This is a genomic window from Streptomyces indicus, from assembly GCF_900100315.1.
In the GTDB taxonomy this organism is placed as follows: Bacteria; Actinomycetota; Actinomycetes; order Streptomycetales; family Streptomycetaceae; genus Streptomyces; species Streptomyces indicus.
The window spans coordinates 702063-717441 of sequence record NZ_FNFF01000001.1 but is presented as its reverse complement, the minus strand read 5'-3'; the positions used below and the strand labels follow the sequence as shown (position 1 = coordinate 717441).

The window sequence follows — 15379 nt, the reverse complement described above, 5'->3', positions numbered from 1 at the left end:
GCAGCAAGTCAAGGCATCGGCCGACGGCTAACCCCAGCACAGCAGCAAGCCAACTGCACGAAGGGGAAGCCATGACAGCGACGACCGACGGCAGTGCCGGGGCCATCCCGCCCCGTGCTCCCGCGGCCACTGAATCCGCCCGTATCCCTGCCGTGCCCGACGGGGCGCAGCAGGCCAATCAGCGTGCCATCGAGTATCTGCTCGCCCACCAGGACACCGAAGGCTGGTGGAAGGGCGACCTCGAGACCAACGTGACGATGGACGCCGAGGACCTGCTCCTGCGGCAGTTCCTCGGCATCAGGGACGAGGAGACCACCCGGGCCTCCGCGCTGTTCATCCGTGGCGAGCAGCGGGCGGACGGCACCTGGGCCACTTTCTACGGCGGCCCCGGCGAGCTGTCCACGACGATCGAGGCGTACGTCGCGCTGCGGCTCGCGGGGGACGACCCCGAGGCCGCGCACATGGCGAAGGCCTCCGCATGGATCCGCGCGCAGGGCGGCATCGCCTCCGCGCGGGTGTTCACGCGGATCTGGCTGGCGCTGTTCGGCTGGTGGAAGTGGGAGGACCTGCCCGAACTCCCGCCGGAGCTCATCTACCTGCCGAAGTGGTTCCCGCTCAACATCTACGACTTCGGCTGCTGGGCACGCCAGACCATCGTGCCGCTCACCATCGTCTCGGCGAAGCGCCCGGTACGGCCGGCGCCCTTCCCGCTGGACGAGCTGCACACCGACGCGCGCGACCCGAACCCGGCCAAGCCCCTGGCCCCCGCGGCCAGTTGGGACGGCGTGTTCCAGCGGCTCGACAAGGCGCTGCACGCCTACCACAAAGTGGCGGTGCCGGGTCTGCGGCGCATGGCCATGCGCTCGGCGGCCCGCTGGATCATCGAGCGGCAGGAGAACGACGGCTGCTGGGGCGGGATCCAGCCGCCCGCCGTGTACTCCGTGATCGCCCTCCACCTCCTCGGCTACGACCTCGACCACCCGGTGCTGCGCGAAGGGCTCGCCTCGCTCGACCGGTTCGCGGTGTGGCGCGAGGACGGGGCGCGGATGATCGAGGCCTGCCAGTCGCCCGTGTGGGACACCTGCCTCGCCACCATCGCGCTGGCCGACGCGGGGCTGCCCGCCGACCATCCGGCGCTGGTGAAGGCCGTCGACTGGATGCTGGCCGAGGAGATCGCACGGCCCGGCGACTGGTCGGTGCGCAGGCCCCAACTGGCGCCGGGCGGGTGGGCGTTCGAGTTCCACAACGACAACTACCCGGACATCGACGACACCGCCGAGGTCGCCCTCGCGCTGCGCCGCGTACGGCATCCGGATCCCGCGCGCGTGGACGCCGCGATCAAGCGGGCCACGACGTGGACGTACGGGATGCAGTCGAAGAACGGCGCCTGGGGCGCGTTCGACGTGGACAACACCAGCCCGTTCCCCAACCGCCTGCCGTTCTGCGACTTCGGCGAGGTCATCGACCCGCCGTCGGCCGATGTCACCGCGCATGTCGTCGAGTTCCTCGCGGGCGAGGGCAAGGCGCACGACCCGCGGACCCGGCGCGGCATCACCTGGCTGCTCGCCGAACAGGAGCCCAGCGGCGCCTGGTTCGGGCGCTGGGGCGTCAACTACCTGTACGGGACCGGGTCCGTGGTGCCCGCGCTCGTCGCCGCCGGACTGCCCGCCGCACACCCGGCGATCCGCCGGGCCGTCGCCTGGCTGGAGTCGGTGCAGAACGACGACGGCGGCTGGGGCGAGGACCTGCGCTCGTACGTGGACGAGTCCTGGGTCGCGCGCGGGGAGTCCACCGCGTCGCAGACCGCCTGGGCGCTGCTCGCGCTGCTCGCGGCGGGGGAGCGGGACTCCAAGGCCGTCGAGCGCGGCATCGCCTGGCTGGCCGAGACCCAGCGCCCGGACGGCAGCTGGGACGAGCCGTACTTCACCGGCACCGGCTTCCCCTGGGACTTCTCCATCAACTACCACCTGTACCGGCAGGTGTTCCCGCTCACCGCCCTCGGTCGTTACCTCAACGGGCACGGGCACGAGGGGGGTTGATGAGCACCACGCACGAGCCGGTTGCCCCGCTGCTCATCGCCTGCGCGCTGGGCATCGAGAAGTTCGCCCTGCGCAGCGGCGAGCGCGGCGGTGCCGCCGGACCGGTCACCGTGCTGCGGACCGGCATGGGACCCAAGGCCGCCGAGCGCGCCGTCGGGCGCACCCTCGACGACGACGCGCTCAGGGGCGCCGCGGTGATCGCCACCGGCTTCTGCGCCGGTCTCGCGCCCGGAATGCACCCGGGCGACCTGGTGGTCGCCGAACAGACCGTGGACCATCGGGGCAGCACGCCCTGCGAGGGAACGGAGCTGCTCGTCAAGGAGCTGGTCAAGGCCGTGCCCGGCCGGACCGTGCACACCGGACCCCTGACCGGCTCCGATCACGTCGTACGCGGCCACGAACGCGCCGAGTTGCTCGCCCGGGGCTCGATCGCGGTCGACATGGAGTCGGCCGCGACCCTGCGCACCGCCCGCGACCGTGCCTTCGCCGGAGGGCTGCGCCCGGTTGCGGCCGTCCGGGTGGTCGTGGACGCCCCGGAACATGAACTCGTACGGATCAGCACGGTGCGCGGTGGAATATCTGCTTTCCGCGTTCTTCGCTCCGTACTTCCCGCTTTCCATGAATGGCACCGTTCTTTGCTGCTCCCCCGGAGGTGAGCCAGATGGCCATGCCCCTTCGACAGTCCATCAAGGTCGCGACCTATCTTGCCGAGCAGAAGCTGCGCAAGCGCGACAAGTTCCCGCTCATCGTGGAGCTCGAGCCGCTCTACGCGTGCAATCTCAAATGCGAGGGCTGCGGCAAGATCCAGCACCCGGCCGGGGTGCTCAAGCAGCGGATGCCCGTGGCGCAGGCCGTCGGGGCGGTGCTCGAATCCGGTGCGCCGATGGTGTCCATCGCCGGCGGCGAACCGCTGATGCATCCGCAGATCGACGAGATCGTGCGGCAGTTGGTGGCGAAGAAGAAGTACGTGTTCCTCTGCACCAACGCGATGCTGCTCCGTAAGAAGATGGACAAGTTCAAGCCCTCGCCCTTTTTCGCGTTCGCCGTGCACATCGACGGAATGCGGGAGCGGCACGATGAATCCGTCGCCAAGGAGGGCGTGTTCGACGAGGCCGTGGCGGCGATCAAGGAGGCCAAGAAGCGCGGCTTCCGTGTCACCACCAACTCGACCTTCTTCAACACGGACACCCCGCAGACCATCATCGAGGTGCTCAACTTCCTCAACGACGACCTCCAGGTCGACGAGATGATGCTGTCTCCCGCGTACGCCTACGAGAAGGCGCCCGACCAGGAGCACTTCCTGGGTGTGGAGCAGACCCGGGAGCTGTTCAAGAAGGCCTTCGCGGGCGGCAACCGGCGGCGCTGGCGGCTCAACCACTCGCCGCTGTTCCTCGACTTCCTCGAGGGCAAGGTGGACTTCCCGTGCACCGCGTGGGCGATCCCCAACTACTCGCTGTTCGGCTGGCAGAAGCCCTGCTACCTGATGAGCGACGGCTATGTGCCCACGTACCGGCAGCTCATCGAGGAGACCGACTGGGACGCGTACGGCCGCGGCAAGGACCCGCGTTGCGCCAACTGCATGGCGCACTGCGGTTACGAGCCGACGGCCGTGCTCGCCACCATGGGCTCCCTCAAGGAGTCGCTGCGGGCCATGCGCGAGACCGTCAACGGAAACCGCGGGTGACGTGATGGAGCCCGTGGCGTTGGGGATCCCGTCCGTCCCGGTCAGGCTCGCCGAGCGGCGCCGGGCACGGCAGATCCACGTGGGTTCGGTGGCGGTCGGCGGGGACGCCCCGGTGTCCGTGCAGTCCATGACGACCACACGGACCTCGGACATCGGCGCGACCCTCCAGCAGATCGCCGAACTCACCGCCTCCGGCTGCGAGATCGTCCGGGTCGCCTGCCCCACGCAGGACGACGCGGACGCCCTCGCGACCATCGCGCGCAAGTCGCAGATCCCGGTGATCGCGGACATCCACTTCCAGCCGAAGTACGTGTTCGCGGCCATCGACGCGGGGTGTGCGGCGGTCCGGGTGAACCCGGGCAACATCAAGCAGTTCGACGACAAGGTGAAGGAGATCGCGCGGGCCGCCGCGGCCGCCGGCACCCCGATCCGTATCGGCGTCAACGCGGGCTCGCTGGACCGCCGCATCCTGGAGAAGTACGGCAGGGCGACCCCCGAGGCGCTGGTGGAATCGGCGCTGTGGGAGGCCTCGCTCTTCGAGGAGCACGGGTTCCGCGACATCAAGATCTCGGTCAAGCACAACGACCCGGTCGTGATGATCCAGGCGTACCGGCAGCTCGCGGCCGCCTGCGACTACCCGCTGCACCTCGGCGTGACGGAAGCGGGCCCCGCGTTCCAGGGGACGGTGAAGTCCGCTGTGGCGTTCGGTGCGTTGCTGTCCGAAGGCATCGGTGACACCATCCGGGTCTCGCTGTCGGCACCCCCGGCCGAGGAGGTCAAGGTGGGGCTGCAGATCCTCCAGTCGCTGGGGCTCAGGGAACGCCGCCTGGAAATCGTCTCCTGCCCCTCCTGCGGCCGCGCCCAGGTCGACGTCTACAAGCTGGCCGACGAGGTCACGGCCGGGCTCGACGGCATGGAGGTGCCGCTGCGGGTCGCGGTCATGGGCTGTGTGGTGAACGGTCCGGGCGAGGCGCGGGAAGCGGACCTCGGGGTCGCGTCCGGCAACGGCAAGGGACAGATCTTCGTCAAGGGCGAGGTCGTCAGGACCGTGCCCGAGTCGAAGATCGTCGAGACGCTGATCGACGAGGCCATGAAGATCGCCGAACAGATGGAGAAGGACGGCGTGGCTTCCGGGGAACCCGCCGTCACCGTGCAGTGAGGCGCTTGCCTCAGGGCGCGCCGCCGTGTCACGAGGCTCGCGGACGAGCCGGACGGTACGCGGGCGGGCCGAAGGGCACGCGGTCGAGCACGAGTTGAGCAACCCAACCGAGAGGGGGCCCGGCGTGACGATCCTGGAGACCATCCGGGGGCCGCGCGACGTGAAGGCGCTGGCCGAGGAGGAACTGGCCGAACTGGCCGAGGAGATCAGGGAGTTCCTGGTGCACGCGGTGGCCCGCACCGGGGGCCATCTCGGGCCCAACCTGGGCGTGGTGGAGCTCTCCATCGCGCTGCACCGGGTGTTCGACTCACCGGTCGACCGCCTGGTCTGGGACACGGGCCACCAGAGCTATGTGCACAAACTGCTCACCGGCCGGCAGGACTTCTCCAAGCTGCGCGGCAAGGGCGGCCTCTCCGGCTACCCCTCGCGCGAGGAGTCGGAGCACGACATCGTCGAGAACAGCCACGCCTCCACGGCGCTCGGCTGGGCCGACGGGCTCGCCAAGGCCGCTCAAGTACGTGGCGACGGCGGCCATGTCGTCGCCGTCATCGGCGACGGGGCGCTGACCGGCGGCATGGCCTGGGAGGCGCTCAACAACATCGCCGCCGCCAAGGACCGCCCGCTGATCATCGTCGTCAACGACAACGAGCGCTCGTACGCCCCGACCATCGGCGGCCTCGCCAACCACCTCGCGACGCTGCGGACCACCGACGGCTACGAGCGGTTCCTGGCCTGGGGCAAGGAGGTTCTGCAACACACCCCCGTCATCGGCCAGCCGCTCTACGAGTCGCTGCACGGCGCGAAGAAGGGCTTCAAGGACGCCTTCGCGCCCCAGGGCATGTTCGAGGACCTCGGACTCAAGTACGTGGGGCCGATCGACGGGCACGACATCGCGGCCGTCGAGTCGGCGCTCAGCCGCGCCAAGCGGTTCCACGGTCCGGTGCTCGTGCACTGCCTCACCGAGAAGGGCCGCGGCTACGAGCCGGCGCTCGCGCACGAGGAGGACCACTTCCACACCGTCGGCGTGATGGACCCGCTCACCTGCGAACCGCTCGCACCCTCCAACGGCCCTTCCTGGACCTCGGTGTTCGGCGACGAGATCGTACGGATCGGCGAGGAGCGGCCCGACGTCGTGGCGATCACGGCGGCGATGCTGCACCCGGTCGGGCTCGGCGCGTTCGCCGAACGGTTCCCCGACCGTGTGTGGGACGTCGGGATCGCCGAGCAGCACGCGGCGGTGTCGGCGGCCGGGCTCGCGACCGGCGGGCTGCACCCGGTGGTCGCGATCTACGCCACCTTCCTCAACCGCGCCTTCGACCAGCTCCTGATGGATGTCGCCCTGCACAAATGCGGGGTCACCTTCGTGCTGGACCGGGCCGGTGTCACGGGCGCCGACGGGGCTTCGCACAACGGCATGTGGGACCTGTCGGTGCTCCAGGTCGTGCCCGGCCTCAGGATCGCCGCGCCGCGCGACGCCGCGCAGCTGCGCGCCCAGCTCAGGGAGGCGGTGGACGTGGACGACGCGCCCACGCTCGTGCGTTTCCCGAAGGAGTCGGTCGGCCCCGAGATCCCGGCGCTCGACCGCGTGGGCGGTCTGGACGTGCTGCACCGCGGGCCGGGCGAGGACGTGCTGCTGGTCGCCGTGGGCGTGATGGCCCCGGTCTGCCTCAAGGCGGCCGAGCTGCTCGAAGGCCGCGGCATCGGCTGCACGGTGGTCGACCCCCGCTGGGTCAAGCCGGTCGACCCCGCGCTGCCCGACCTGGCCGCCGGGCACCGGATGGTGGCGGTCGTGGAGGACAACAGCCGTACATCCGGGGTCGGTTCGGCGGTCACCCAGTCGCTCCAGGACGCCGAGGTGGATCTCCCGGTACGGACCTTCGGCATCCCCGAGCAGTTCCTCGCCCACGCCAAGCGCGGCGAACTCCTCGCCGACCTGGGGCTCACCGCCGTCGACATCGCGGGGCGGATCGGGGCCACCTGGGACCGCAAGCAGAAAGAAGGAAGCGAAGGATGACGGACGAGGTCGTCGAGCGGGGCGATACGGGCCGCGGCGAGGCGGCGGGCAAGGGCTTCGACCTGGGCAGACTCCTTGCCGAGCGCGGCGCCGAACGCTACGAGCTGCACAGCCGCCACCTCAACCACCAGCTGCCGCGCATGCTGCACACCATCGGCTTCGACAAGGTCTACGAGCGGGCCGAGGGCGCGTACTTCTGGGACTCCGAGGGCCAGGACTACCTGGACATGCTCGCCGGGTTCGGCGTGATGGGCCTCGGCCGGCACCACCCCGTCGTCCGCAAGGCCCTGCACGACGTCCTCGACGCCTCGCTCGCCGACCTCACCCGCTTCGACTGCCAGCCGCTGCCCGGCCTGCTCGCCGAGAAGCTGCTCGCGCACTCACCGCACCTGGACCGGGTGTTCTTCGGCAACAGCGGCACGGAGGCGGTGGAGACCGCCCTGAAGTTCGCCCGGTACGCCACCGGGAAACCGCGCATCCTCTACTGCACCCATGCCTTCCACGGCCTGACCACCGGCTCGCTCTCGGTCAACGGCGAGAGCGGCTTCCGGGACGGCTTCGCGCCCCTGCTGCCGGACACCGCGGTCGAGCTCGGCGATCTGGACGCGCTGGCAAGGGAGTTGAAGAAGGGCGATGTCGCGGGCCTGATCGTCGAGCCGATCCAGGGCAAGGGCGTCCATGAGGTGCCGCCCGGCTATCTGCGCGCGGCCCAGGAGCTGCTGCACCGGCACAAGGCGCTGCTCATCGCCGACGAGGTGCAGACGGGCCTCGGCAGGACGGGCGACTTCTACGCGTACCAGCACGAGGACGGGGTGGAGCCGGACCTCGTGTGCGTGGCCAAGGCGCTGTCCGGCGGCTATGTGCCGGTCGGCGCGACCCTCGGCAAGGACTGGATCTTCAAGAAGGTCTACTCGTCCATGGACCGGGTTCTCGTGCACTCCGCGAGCTTCGGCTCCAACGCCCAGGCGATGGCGGCGGGGCTCGCGGTGCTCACGGTCATGGAGGACGAGCAGACCGTGGCGAACGCGCGGGCCACGGGTGAGCTCCTGAAGTCACGGCTCGCGGCGCTCGTGGACCGCTACGAGCTGCTGCACGACGTACGCGGCCGCGGGCTCATGGTCGGGATCGAGTTCGGCCGGCCGAACTCCCTCAAGCTGCGCAGCCGTTGGGCCGCCCTCCAGGTCGCCCGCAAGGGGCTGTTCGCGCAGATGGTCGTGGTGCCGCTTTTGCAGAAGCACCGGATCCTCACGCAGGTCTCCGGCGACCACCTGGAGGTCATCAAGCTGATCCCGCCGCTGGTGATCGGGGAGCGGGAGGTCGACCGCTTCGTCGAGGCGTTCACCGCGGTGATGGACGACGCGCACAGCGGCGGGACCCTCATGTGGGACTTCGGGAAGACCTTGGTGAAGCAGGCGGTCGCGAACCGGTAGCCGCCACCCGGCTGGCACGCGTGCTGCGGGCTCGGGGCTCTCAGCTCGGAGCCCGCAGCTCGGGTTTCGGCTCGGGCTTTTGCCTCTGAGGCAAGTAATTTGCCGCAGGGGCAAAGCTCTGGCTCAATCGACAGCATGAGTCCTGCCGACCCCGCGGCACCGGAGCAGTCCGAAGCGCTGCTCGGCGTCGCGCCCCAGCTGCGGGCGCTGCGCCGCCGCGCCGCGCTCACGCTCGAAGCGGCCGCCGCTTCCGCGGGCCTGTCGCCCGCGCACCTGTCCCGGCTCGAGACCGGTCACCGCCAGCCCTCGCTGCCGATGCTGCTCACGCTGGCACGGGTCTACGGTACGACGGTCTCCGAGCTCCTCGGCGAGACCCCCGCCGAACGCCAGTCCGTGATCCGGGCCGCCGAGGCCGAGCCGAGCGTGGCGGGCGGCTGGACCTACCGCCAGGCCGGGGCGCCCGGGCGCGGCATGCAGGCCCTGCGCGTGCAGGTCCCGTACGGCGCGCAGGGCGACATCGTGCGCGTGCATCCCGGCGAGGAGTGGCTGCACGTGCTGAGCGGCCGGCTGCGGCTGCGTCTCGCGGACACCTCGTACACCTTGGAGCCGGGCGACAGCGCCCACTTCGACTCCGCCACCCCGCACCGCATCGCCGCAGCGGAACGCGAAGGCGCCGAACTCCTCTTCGTCCACACGCTGTTGCAGAGCCCGGCCGACGCGCTGTGCCTCGGCGGCACCCACCCCCGTACGGCCGGAGGCGCACGATGAGCACCGAACCCCAGGACGGCGGCAAGGCCCGCCGGTTCATCGAGGACAAGTTCCCGCGCGGCCTGGCGATCCGCCTGTTCGTCTATCTGGTCGTCGGGCACTTCGTGGCGTTCTTCCTGTTCCTGCTCTTCGAGCTCGGGGCGAAGAACCAGTAGGGAAGCGGGGCGCCGAGTCCGCGCGGACGCGGTGGTCCGGCGCCCCCGACCCGTCAGTCGAGGAGCTTCGCCCGCAGCTTCTCGCGCAGCTCGGGCGTGGCGCCCAGTCCCTCCTCCAGGTACCGCTCGACGGAGCCCCAGTTCTGCTCCATCTCGTCGAAGGCCGCCTCCAGGTACTCGGCGCGCGCGTCGAACAGCGGGCTGAGCAGCTCCATGACCTCCGGCGACCAGGCCTCGGGGGCGTCGCTGGAGCGGCGCACCTTGTAGCGGCGGTGCTTGGCGTTGGACTCCAGGTAGTCGGCGATGATCGCCTCGCGCTCGACCCCGATCGCGAGCAGCGTCACCGCGATCGACAGGCCCGCCCGGTCCTTGCCGGCTGCGCAGTGCATGAGCGCCGGCACGCTGTCCTCGGCGAGCTCGGCGAGCACCCGGGTGTGGTCGGCGGTGCGCTCGCGGACGATGGCGCGGTACGTGGCGGACATACGGGCCGCGGCCTTGCCGTCGCCGAGGAGCTCGCGCAGCTGGTCCACATGGCCGTCGCGGACCATCTGCCAGAACTCGGCTCCGTCGGCCGGGTCGGTCAGCGGCAGGTTGAGATTGCGCACCCCGGGCAGCTCGACATCGGCGCCCTCGAGCTTCTGGTCCGCTGCGTTGCGGAAGTCGAAGATCGTGTGCAGGCCGAGCGAGCCGAGGAACTCGGCGTCCGTGGCGGTCGCGTGGGCCAGGTGACCGCTGCGGAACAGGACGCCGTGGCGCACGCGCCTGCCGTCGACGGTCGGCAGACCGCCCACGTCGCGGAAGTTGCGTACCCCGGCGAGTTCCGGCTCTGTCGACGGGATCTGCTGCGTCACGGGGGCTCCTCCCACGGTGGTCCGCCGCCGGAGCGGCCGGCGGCGTGCTGCGCATCGGGTGCACGCGCCATCGACGATACGACATGGCTTCCTCAGGCAATCATCTGCGGCCGGGGGTCCATGCTGTCCGGTCGGTATGGGCGAAATCCCGGTGAACGCTGCGGACCGCGCCATTGCGGGGGCGCTCCCGACGCCTCGATGATGTGCGTACCTGAGTGGTCCTGTCGGAATGTGCGGGAATGGGTGGGGCTCGATGACCGAGGTCGGCGGGGACGGGCGCGTATGGCTGCTCTCGGGGCCCACCAGCAGTTACGCGATGATGCTGACGGAGCGCGCCGAGCTGGTGCATCTGCACTGGGGCCCGCGCATCGCCCTCGCCGACGCCGAGGCGCTCGCGGCCGAACCCGGGCCCGCCGACTGGCCGTTCGAGTCGCGGCTGGACGGGCGTGAGGAGTACCCCGTCGAGGGCGGGCCGCGGTTCGTACGGCCCGCGCTGTCCGTGCGGACGCCCCAAGTACGCGGTACCGAGTGGCAGTTCGCGAGCGCGGCCCAGGAGGACGGCGGGCTGGCGCTCGGCTTCACCGACGCGCTGCACGGCTTGCGGATCACCCTGCGCTACGCGATGCGCGGCGATGTCGTCGAGCGGTCCGCCGAGCTCGTCCATGAGGGGACAGGGCCGGCCGTGGAGGTGTTGCGGGCGGACTCCGCGGCGTGGACTCTGCCCGAGCGCGAGGCCTGGCGGCTCACCCAGCTGCACGGGCGCTGGGCCGCCGAGTCGCGCGTGGAGCAGGTGCCGCTCGCGTACGGCGAGCATGTGATCGGCAGCCGGCGAGGGCACACCGGCCACCAGTACCTGCCGTGGGTGGCGCTGGACGCCGAGGGGGCGGGGGAGGAGCAGGGCGAGGTCTACAGCTGTGCGCTCGCGTGGTCGGGGGCGTGGCGGATCGCCGTACAGAAACTGCCCGGCGGGCTGGTGCAGATCACCGGCGGCACCGGGCACGACGCCTCCGGGCAGGTGCTGCTCGAGCCCGGACGGACCTGGCGTACGCCCGTGTTCGCCGGGTTGTGGAGCGGCGGCGGCTTCGGTGGTGCGAGCCGGGCCTGGCACGCGTATCAGCGCGCGTACGTGATCCCGGACGCGGACCGGGTACGGCCGGTGCTCTTCAACTCGTGGGAGGCCACCGGCTTCGACATCTCGGCGCCCCAGCAGCTCGAACTCGCCCGGCGCGCCGCCGAGACGGGCGTCGAGCTGTTCGTCGTGGACGACGCGTGGTTCGGCGCGCGCGTGAACGACCGGGCCGGGCTCGGCGACTGGACCCCCAACCCCGAGCGCTTCCCCGGCGGTCTGAAGCCGCTCGCGGACGAGGTGCACGCGCTGGGGATGCAGTTCGGCATCTGGGTGGAACCGGAGATGGTGAACCCCGACAGTGATCTGTACCGGGCGCATCCGGACTGGGTCCAACACCATTCCGGACGCACCCGGACCGAATTCCGTAACCAACTGGTGCTCAATCTGGCCCGCGAAGATGTCCAGGCGTATCTGTGGGAGCAGCTGCACGGGCTGCTTTCCGCCGTGCCCGTCGACTATGTGAAGTGGGACTTCAACCGGTGTTTCACGGACGCCGGATGGCCGGACGAGCCCTATCCGCAGAAGCTGTGGAATGAGCATGTGCATGCCTTCTACCGACTGCTCGACCGGCTGCGCGCGGCCCATCCCTCGGTGGCCTTCGAGTCCTGTTCGGGCGGTGGCGGCCGGATCGACCTCGGCGTCCTGAGCCGCACCGACCAGGTGTGGATCTCCGACAACACCGACCCGCTCGACCGCCTGGACATTCAGCATGGCTTCACCCATATCCACCCCGCGCGGGTGATGGCGGCCTGGGTCACCGACAGTCCGAACGTGCAGCTGAACGACCGGGTCAGCTCCCTGCGTTTCCGCTTCGTCAGCGCCATGGCGGGGGTGCTCGGCGTGGGCGGCGACCTCGCCGCCTGGAGCCCTCAGGAACTCGACGAGGCGCGCGTATGGGTCTCGCTCTACAAGGACATACGGGACACCGTGCAGCTCGGAGACCTGTACCGGCTGCTGCCTCCGCGCGGCGGGCTCAGCGCGGTGCAGTACGTACGCGGCGACGAGGTCGTGGTGCTCGGCTGGCTCCAGGCGCAGCGGTACGGGAAGCCCGTGCCCCGGGTGCGGCTGCGCGGGCTCGACGCCGACGCCTCGTACGCGCGCGTCGGGACGGACGAGGTGCAGCGCGGTGCCGTGCTCCTGCACCACGGACTGCGGACCGGCCTCAAGGGCGACTTCGATGCCGGTGTCTACCGGTTCCGTCGCGTCCGCCCCTAATGACCGTTTCAGGACCTAAGGCATAACTGGCCCTGAATTAAAGGGCGGTGGGGTTCGCGGCGTGAGCGGGATCATATTCGTGACGGTGTGTGGCGATCTTCTTCCGTGAATTCCGCTGGGTATCCGCACGGTAAAGATCGTTCCTCCACGGAGTGTCACGGCAATTCCCGGAATGGATCAGCTTCTGTGTGGTCCAAGGGAATTGAGGTGTTTGTTTTCCGGCGTACCGCTCGCTTACGTTCTGCGGCATCCGGTGGACGCCCAATCCTGCCGCCGCCGGATCCAGGCCACTCACCCGTGCACGGCAGGAGCGGGGGACCCGAAGGCACGACGCCGACTCCGGTCCCACCGGAGCGGCTTGGGGTGCAGTCGCCTCACGGCGGCCGGGCAGCTCCAGCCCGAACCCGACAGCTCACCTCGCAGGCGCCGGAGAGGAATCCGCCATGCCCGCGAAGGGTAAGCACCGCCGTCCGAAGTCCGCCCGCCTCACCCGCTCGTTCGCCGTCGCCGGCACGGGCGGAGCCGCCCTCGCCCTGCCGCTGCTCGGCGCGACGGGCGCGAACGCCGCACCGCAGACCGCCGGCGCGGCCCAGGCGTCCGTGCAGAACACCGCCGTGCAGAACGTGGCCGTCCAGAGCGCCCCGGTCCAGAGCGCCCCGGTCAAGAAGGCCGGGTCCGCCACCGAGACGTACACCGTCGTCGCCGGCGACTCGCTCTCCGCGATAGCCGCCGACCAGGACATCGACGGCGGCTGGCAGCCGCTCTACGCCGCGAACAAGAAGGCCGTCGGTGACAACCCCGAGCTGATCCACCCCGGTCTGAAGCTCAAGGTCGGTGCCGCCGTGAAGGCCGCGGCCGACTCGGCAGGTGAGCAGAAGTCCGCCCCGAAGCCCGCCCCGAAGCCCGCGGCGCAGTCCTCCGGCTCCGCCGAGCGCGAGAAGGCCCCGGCCGCCGAGGCCCCCGCCCCCAAGGCCGAGCAGGCCGCCGCCACGACCTCCGGCTTCACCGCCCCGGTCGCCGCCGGTGTCTCCACGCAGTACCGCACCGCGGGCTCCATGTGGTCCAGCGGCTACCACACCGGCACCGACTTCGCGGCCGCCTCCGGCACCCCGGTGAAGGCCATCGGTGCGGGCACCGTGGTCTCCGCGGGCTGGAGCGGCTCGTACGGCAACGAGGTCGTCATCCGGCACGCCGACGGCCACTACTCGCAGTACGCCCACATGTCGCAGCTGTCGGTGTCCACCGGCCAGACCGTCTCCGGCGGCACGCAGATCGGCAACGTCGGCTCGACCGGCAACTCCACCGGTCCGCACCTGCACTTCGAGGTCCGCACCGGTCCGGGCTACGGCTCGGACGTGGACCCCGTCGCCTACCTGCGCTCGCACGGCGTCTCGCTCTGACCCGTCCGACCGGCGTCCCGGTCGGCTCGTCGGCGAGAAATGCCCGGGTTGCGGAGCCACTGCGGCTCCGTAACCCGGGCATTCGTCGTGAAACGGTCTATTCCAGGTTGGTCGAGACTTTACGAGTGTCCTATCTCACGAGTCGTCAAGGGGCACCTACGGTGGCGTAGGTCACGTCCCGCGGTGAAAAATATGCCGACGTGGCAGACGATTCGACGACACCAGCACCCAGCGCCGCCGTGACCCCGGCGGTTTTCGCCTCCTATGTGGCCATCGGCGACAGCTTCACCGAAGGCGTCGGCGACCCGGGCCCGGACGGGGCCTTCGTCGGCTGGGCCGACCGGCTCGCCGTCCTGCTGGCCGACCGCCATCCCGAGCACAGCTTCCGCTACGCCAACCTCGCGGTGCGCGGAAAGCTCCTCGACCAGATCGTCGAGGACCAGGTGCCGCGCGCGAAGGCCCTCGCCCCGGAGCTGATCACCTTCTGCGCCGGCGGGAACGACATCATCCGCCCCGGCACCGACCCCGACGACGTGGCCGAGCGCTTCGAGCGGGCCGTCGCCGACCTCACCTCCTCGGTCGGCACCGTCGTCGTGACGACCGGCTTCGATACCCGCAATGTCCCGGTGCTCCGGCACCTGCGCGGCAAGATCGCCACGTACACCGCGCACGTGCGGGCCATCGCCGACCGCTACGAGTGCCCCGTGCTCGACCTCTGGTCGCTGCGCTCGGTGCAGGACCGGCGCGCCTGGGACCACGACCGGCTGCACCTGTCGCCCGAGGGGCACACCCGTGTCGCGCTGCGCGCCGCCCAGGTGCTCGGCCTCGACGTGCCCGCCGACCCCGACCAGCCCTGGCCCGAGCTGCCGCCGCGCAGGGCGCTCGAGGTGCGCCGGGACGACATCCAGTGGGCGCGCGAGTACCTGGTGCCGTGGATCGGGCGCCGGCTGCGCGGGGAGTCCTCCGGGGACCACGTGGCGGCGAAGCGGCCGGATCTGCTGCCGCTGTAGCGCAGGACGGGCCGTATCCGCACCGGCTCGGGCGGGTCAGCCGCTCTCCGGTGCGGAGGGTGCCCCGTGCGAGTGGTGCGGAGGGGCCTCGAGGACCGGGATGGTCTCCGGTACGCCCAGGTAGCTGAGGATGCGCAGCACGAACGGGTCGGTGCACACCAGGACCATCGAGCCGTCGGTGAGTTCGAGGCGCCGCCGCAGCCGCTCGATGAGGGCGATGCCGCTGCAGTCGACGAAGGTCAACAGGCGGATGTCCAGGACGAGTTCGGACGTGGGCAGGCGCAGCTCCTGGAGCAGCGGATCCTCGATGTCCAGGACCATGGCGACGTCGAGCTCGCCGTGCAGCTCCACGGTGAGCCGGTCGCCGTCGCGTCGCATGAGGGGTGCGGGCCGTCGGGTGTAGGGAAACACCTTGCCCCCAGGTCGTGTGCTGCCTCGTCGGGCGACACCAGGGGCCGGGGTGTCCGGCGCCGAATCTAAGCGGCTTGCATACGGGCGGGGAGGTGCGCCGGAGGGCAGTCACTC

The 15379-nt window shown here is 70.7% G+C and carries 13 protein-coding genes and 1 riboswitch; of the genes, 11 read left to right on the top strand and 2 right to left on the bottom strand.

Annotation, left to right across the window (positions count from 1 at the left end):
* Nucleotides 1–71 precede the first annotated feature (71 nt).
* The 8 genes from shc to BLT97_RS37730 all read left to right on the top strand — a co-directional run bounded on the left by shc (nucleotide 72) and on the right by BLT97_RS37730 (nucleotide 9249).
* Nucleotides 72–2039 carry a squalene--hopene cyclase gene (gene shc / locus BLT97_RS03240; RefSeq protein ID WP_093607081.1) on the top strand — a complete coding sequence of 656 codons (1968 nt, stop codon included), beginning with the start codon at nucleotides 72–74 and terminating at the stop codon, nucleotides 2037–2039.
* A complete protein-coding gene (locus tag BLT97_RS03235) occupies nucleotides 2039–2695 on the top strand; it encodes a phosphorylase family protein (protein WP_093607080.1) in 657 nt (218 codons plus the stop codon). The genes shc and BLT97_RS03235 overlap by 1 nt, the downstream gene beginning before the upstream one ends.
* A gap of 5 nt (nucleotides 2696–2700) precedes the next feature.
* Nucleotides 2701–3723: an adenosyl-hopene transferase HpnH gene (gene hpnH / locus BLT97_RS03230; protein WP_093607079.1), complete on the top strand. Its 1023-nt coding sequence runs from the start codon at nucleotides 2701–2703 to the stop codon at nucleotides 3721–3723.
* A gap of 4 nt (nucleotides 3724–3727) precedes the next feature.
* A complete protein-coding gene (gene ispG / locus BLT97_RS03225; RefSeq protein ID WP_093607740.1) occupies nucleotides 3728–4882 on the top strand; it encodes a flavodoxin-dependent (E)-4-hydroxy-3-methylbut-2-enyl-diphosphate synthase in 1155 nt (384 codons plus the stop codon).
* A 124-nt stretch (nucleotides 4883–5006) separates the two neighbouring features.
* Entirely contained in the window at nucleotides 5007–6896 is a 1890-nt protein-coding gene (dxs, locus tag BLT97_RS03220) for a 1-deoxy-D-xylulose-5-phosphate synthase (RefSeq protein WP_093607078.1), read from the top strand.
* Nucleotides 6893–8326: an aspartate aminotransferase family protein gene (locus tag BLT97_RS03215; protein ID WP_093607077.1), complete on the top strand. Its 1434-nt coding sequence runs from the start codon at nucleotides 6893–6895 to the stop codon at nucleotides 8324–8326. The genes dxs and BLT97_RS03215 overlap by 4 nt, the downstream gene beginning before the upstream one ends.
* Nucleotides 8327–8461: 135 nt before the next feature.
* The gene (locus BLT97_RS03210) at nucleotides 8462–9094 is read left to right on the top strand and encodes a helix-turn-helix domain-containing protein (RefSeq protein WP_093607076.1); all 633 of its coding nucleotides are present in this window, start codon (nucleotides 8462–8464) and stop codon (nucleotides 9092–9094) included.
* On the top strand, nucleotides 9091–9249 hold the full coding sequence (locus BLT97_RS37730) for a DUF6126 family protein (protein ID WP_176953622.1): 159 nt from the start codon (nucleotides 9091–9093) through the stop codon (nucleotides 9247–9249). Before BLT97_RS03210 ends, BLT97_RS37730 begins: the two co-directional genes overlap by 4 nt.
* Before the next feature lie 53 nt (nucleotides 9250–9302).
* Here BLT97_RS37730 and BLT97_RS03205 read toward each other — a convergent pair whose 3' ends face one another.
* Nucleotides 9303–10100, bottom strand: coding sequence for a tyrosine-protein phosphatase (locus tag BLT97_RS03205; protein WP_093607075.1), 798 nt, complete (start codon nucleotides 10098–10100; stop codon nucleotides 9303–9305).
* A 253-nt stretch (nucleotides 10101–10353) separates the two neighbouring features.
* On the opposite strand from BLT97_RS03205, the gene BLT97_RS03200 reads away from it, so the two are divergent.
* The 3 genes from BLT97_RS03200 to BLT97_RS03190 all read left to right on the top strand — a co-directional run bounded on the left by BLT97_RS03200 (nucleotide 10354) and on the right by BLT97_RS03190 (nucleotide 14854).
* The gene (locus BLT97_RS03200; protein ID WP_093607074.1) at nucleotides 10354–12444 is read left to right on the top strand and encodes an alpha-galactosidase; all 2091 of its coding nucleotides are present in this window, start codon (nucleotides 10354–10356) and stop codon (nucleotides 12442–12444) included.
* Nucleotides 12445–12708: 264 nt separating this feature from the next.
* A riboswitch (cyclic di-AMP (ydaO/yuaA leader) is annotated at nucleotides 12709–12883 on the top strand.
* A gap of 4 nt (nucleotides 12884–12887) precedes the next feature.
* On the top strand, nucleotides 12888–13844 hold the full coding sequence (locus BLT97_RS03195) for a M23 family metallopeptidase (RefSeq protein ID WP_093607073.1): 957 nt from the start codon (nucleotides 12888–12890) through the stop codon (nucleotides 13842–13844).
* Between the two features lie 200 nt (nucleotides 13845–14044).
* Nucleotides 14045–14854 (top strand): SGNH/GDSL hydrolase family protein, encoded by an 810-nt coding sequence (locus BLT97_RS03190; protein WP_245769110.1) that lies wholly within the window; start codon nucleotides 14045–14047, stop codon nucleotides 14852–14854.
* 36 nt (nucleotides 14855–14890) lie between these two features.
* Here the strand turns inward: BLT97_RS03190 and BLT97_RS03185 are convergent, their stop codons facing one another.
* Nucleotides 14891–15232 (bottom strand): STAS domain-containing protein, encoded by a 342-nt coding sequence (locus BLT97_RS03185; protein ID WP_093607071.1) that lies wholly within the window; start codon nucleotides 15230–15232, stop codon nucleotides 14891–14893.
* Between the last annotated feature and the right edge of the window lie 147 nt (nucleotides 15233–15379).

Bases quoted from the DNA above. Each gene is read 5' to 3' on its own strand.
- BLT97_RS03185 (WP_093607071.1), bottom strand. From the start codon at position 15,232: ATGCGACGCGACGGCGACCGGCTCACCGTGGAGCTGCACGGCGAGCTC.
- hpnH (WP_093607079.1), top strand. From the start codon at position 2,701: ATGGCCATGCCCCTTCGACAGTCCATCAAGGTCGCGACCTATCTTGCC.
- BLT97_RS03215 (WP_093607077.1), top strand. From the start codon at position 6,893: ATGACGGACGAGGTCGTCGAGCGGGGCGATACGGGCCGCGGCGAGGCG.
- BLT97_RS03195 (WP_093607073.1), top strand. From the start codon at position 12,888: ATGCCCGCGAAGGGTAAGCACCGCCGTCCGAAGTCCGCCCGCCTCACC.
- BLT97_RS03235 (WP_093607080.1), top strand. From the start codon at position 2,039: ATGAGCACCACGCACGAGCCGGTTGCCCCGCTGCTCATCGCCTGCGCG.
- shc (WP_093607081.1), top strand. From the start codon at position 72: ATGACAGCGACGACCGACGGCAGTGCCGGGGCCATCCCGCCCCGTGCT.
- BLT97_RS03210 (WP_093607076.1), top strand. From the start codon at position 8,462: ATGAGTCCTGCCGACCCCGCGGCACCGGAGCAGTCCGAAGCGCTGCTC.
- ispG (WP_093607740.1), top strand. From the start codon at position 3,728: ATGGAGCCCGTGGCGTTGGGGATCCCGTCCGTCCCGGTCAGGCTCGCC.
- BLT97_RS37730 (WP_176953622.1), top strand. From the start codon at position 9,091: ATGAGCACCGAACCCCAGGACGGCGGCAAGGCCCGCCGGTTCATCGAG.
- BLT97_RS03200 (WP_093607074.1), top strand. From the start codon at position 10,354: ATGACCGAGGTCGGCGGGGACGGGCGCGTATGGCTGCTCTCGGGGCCC.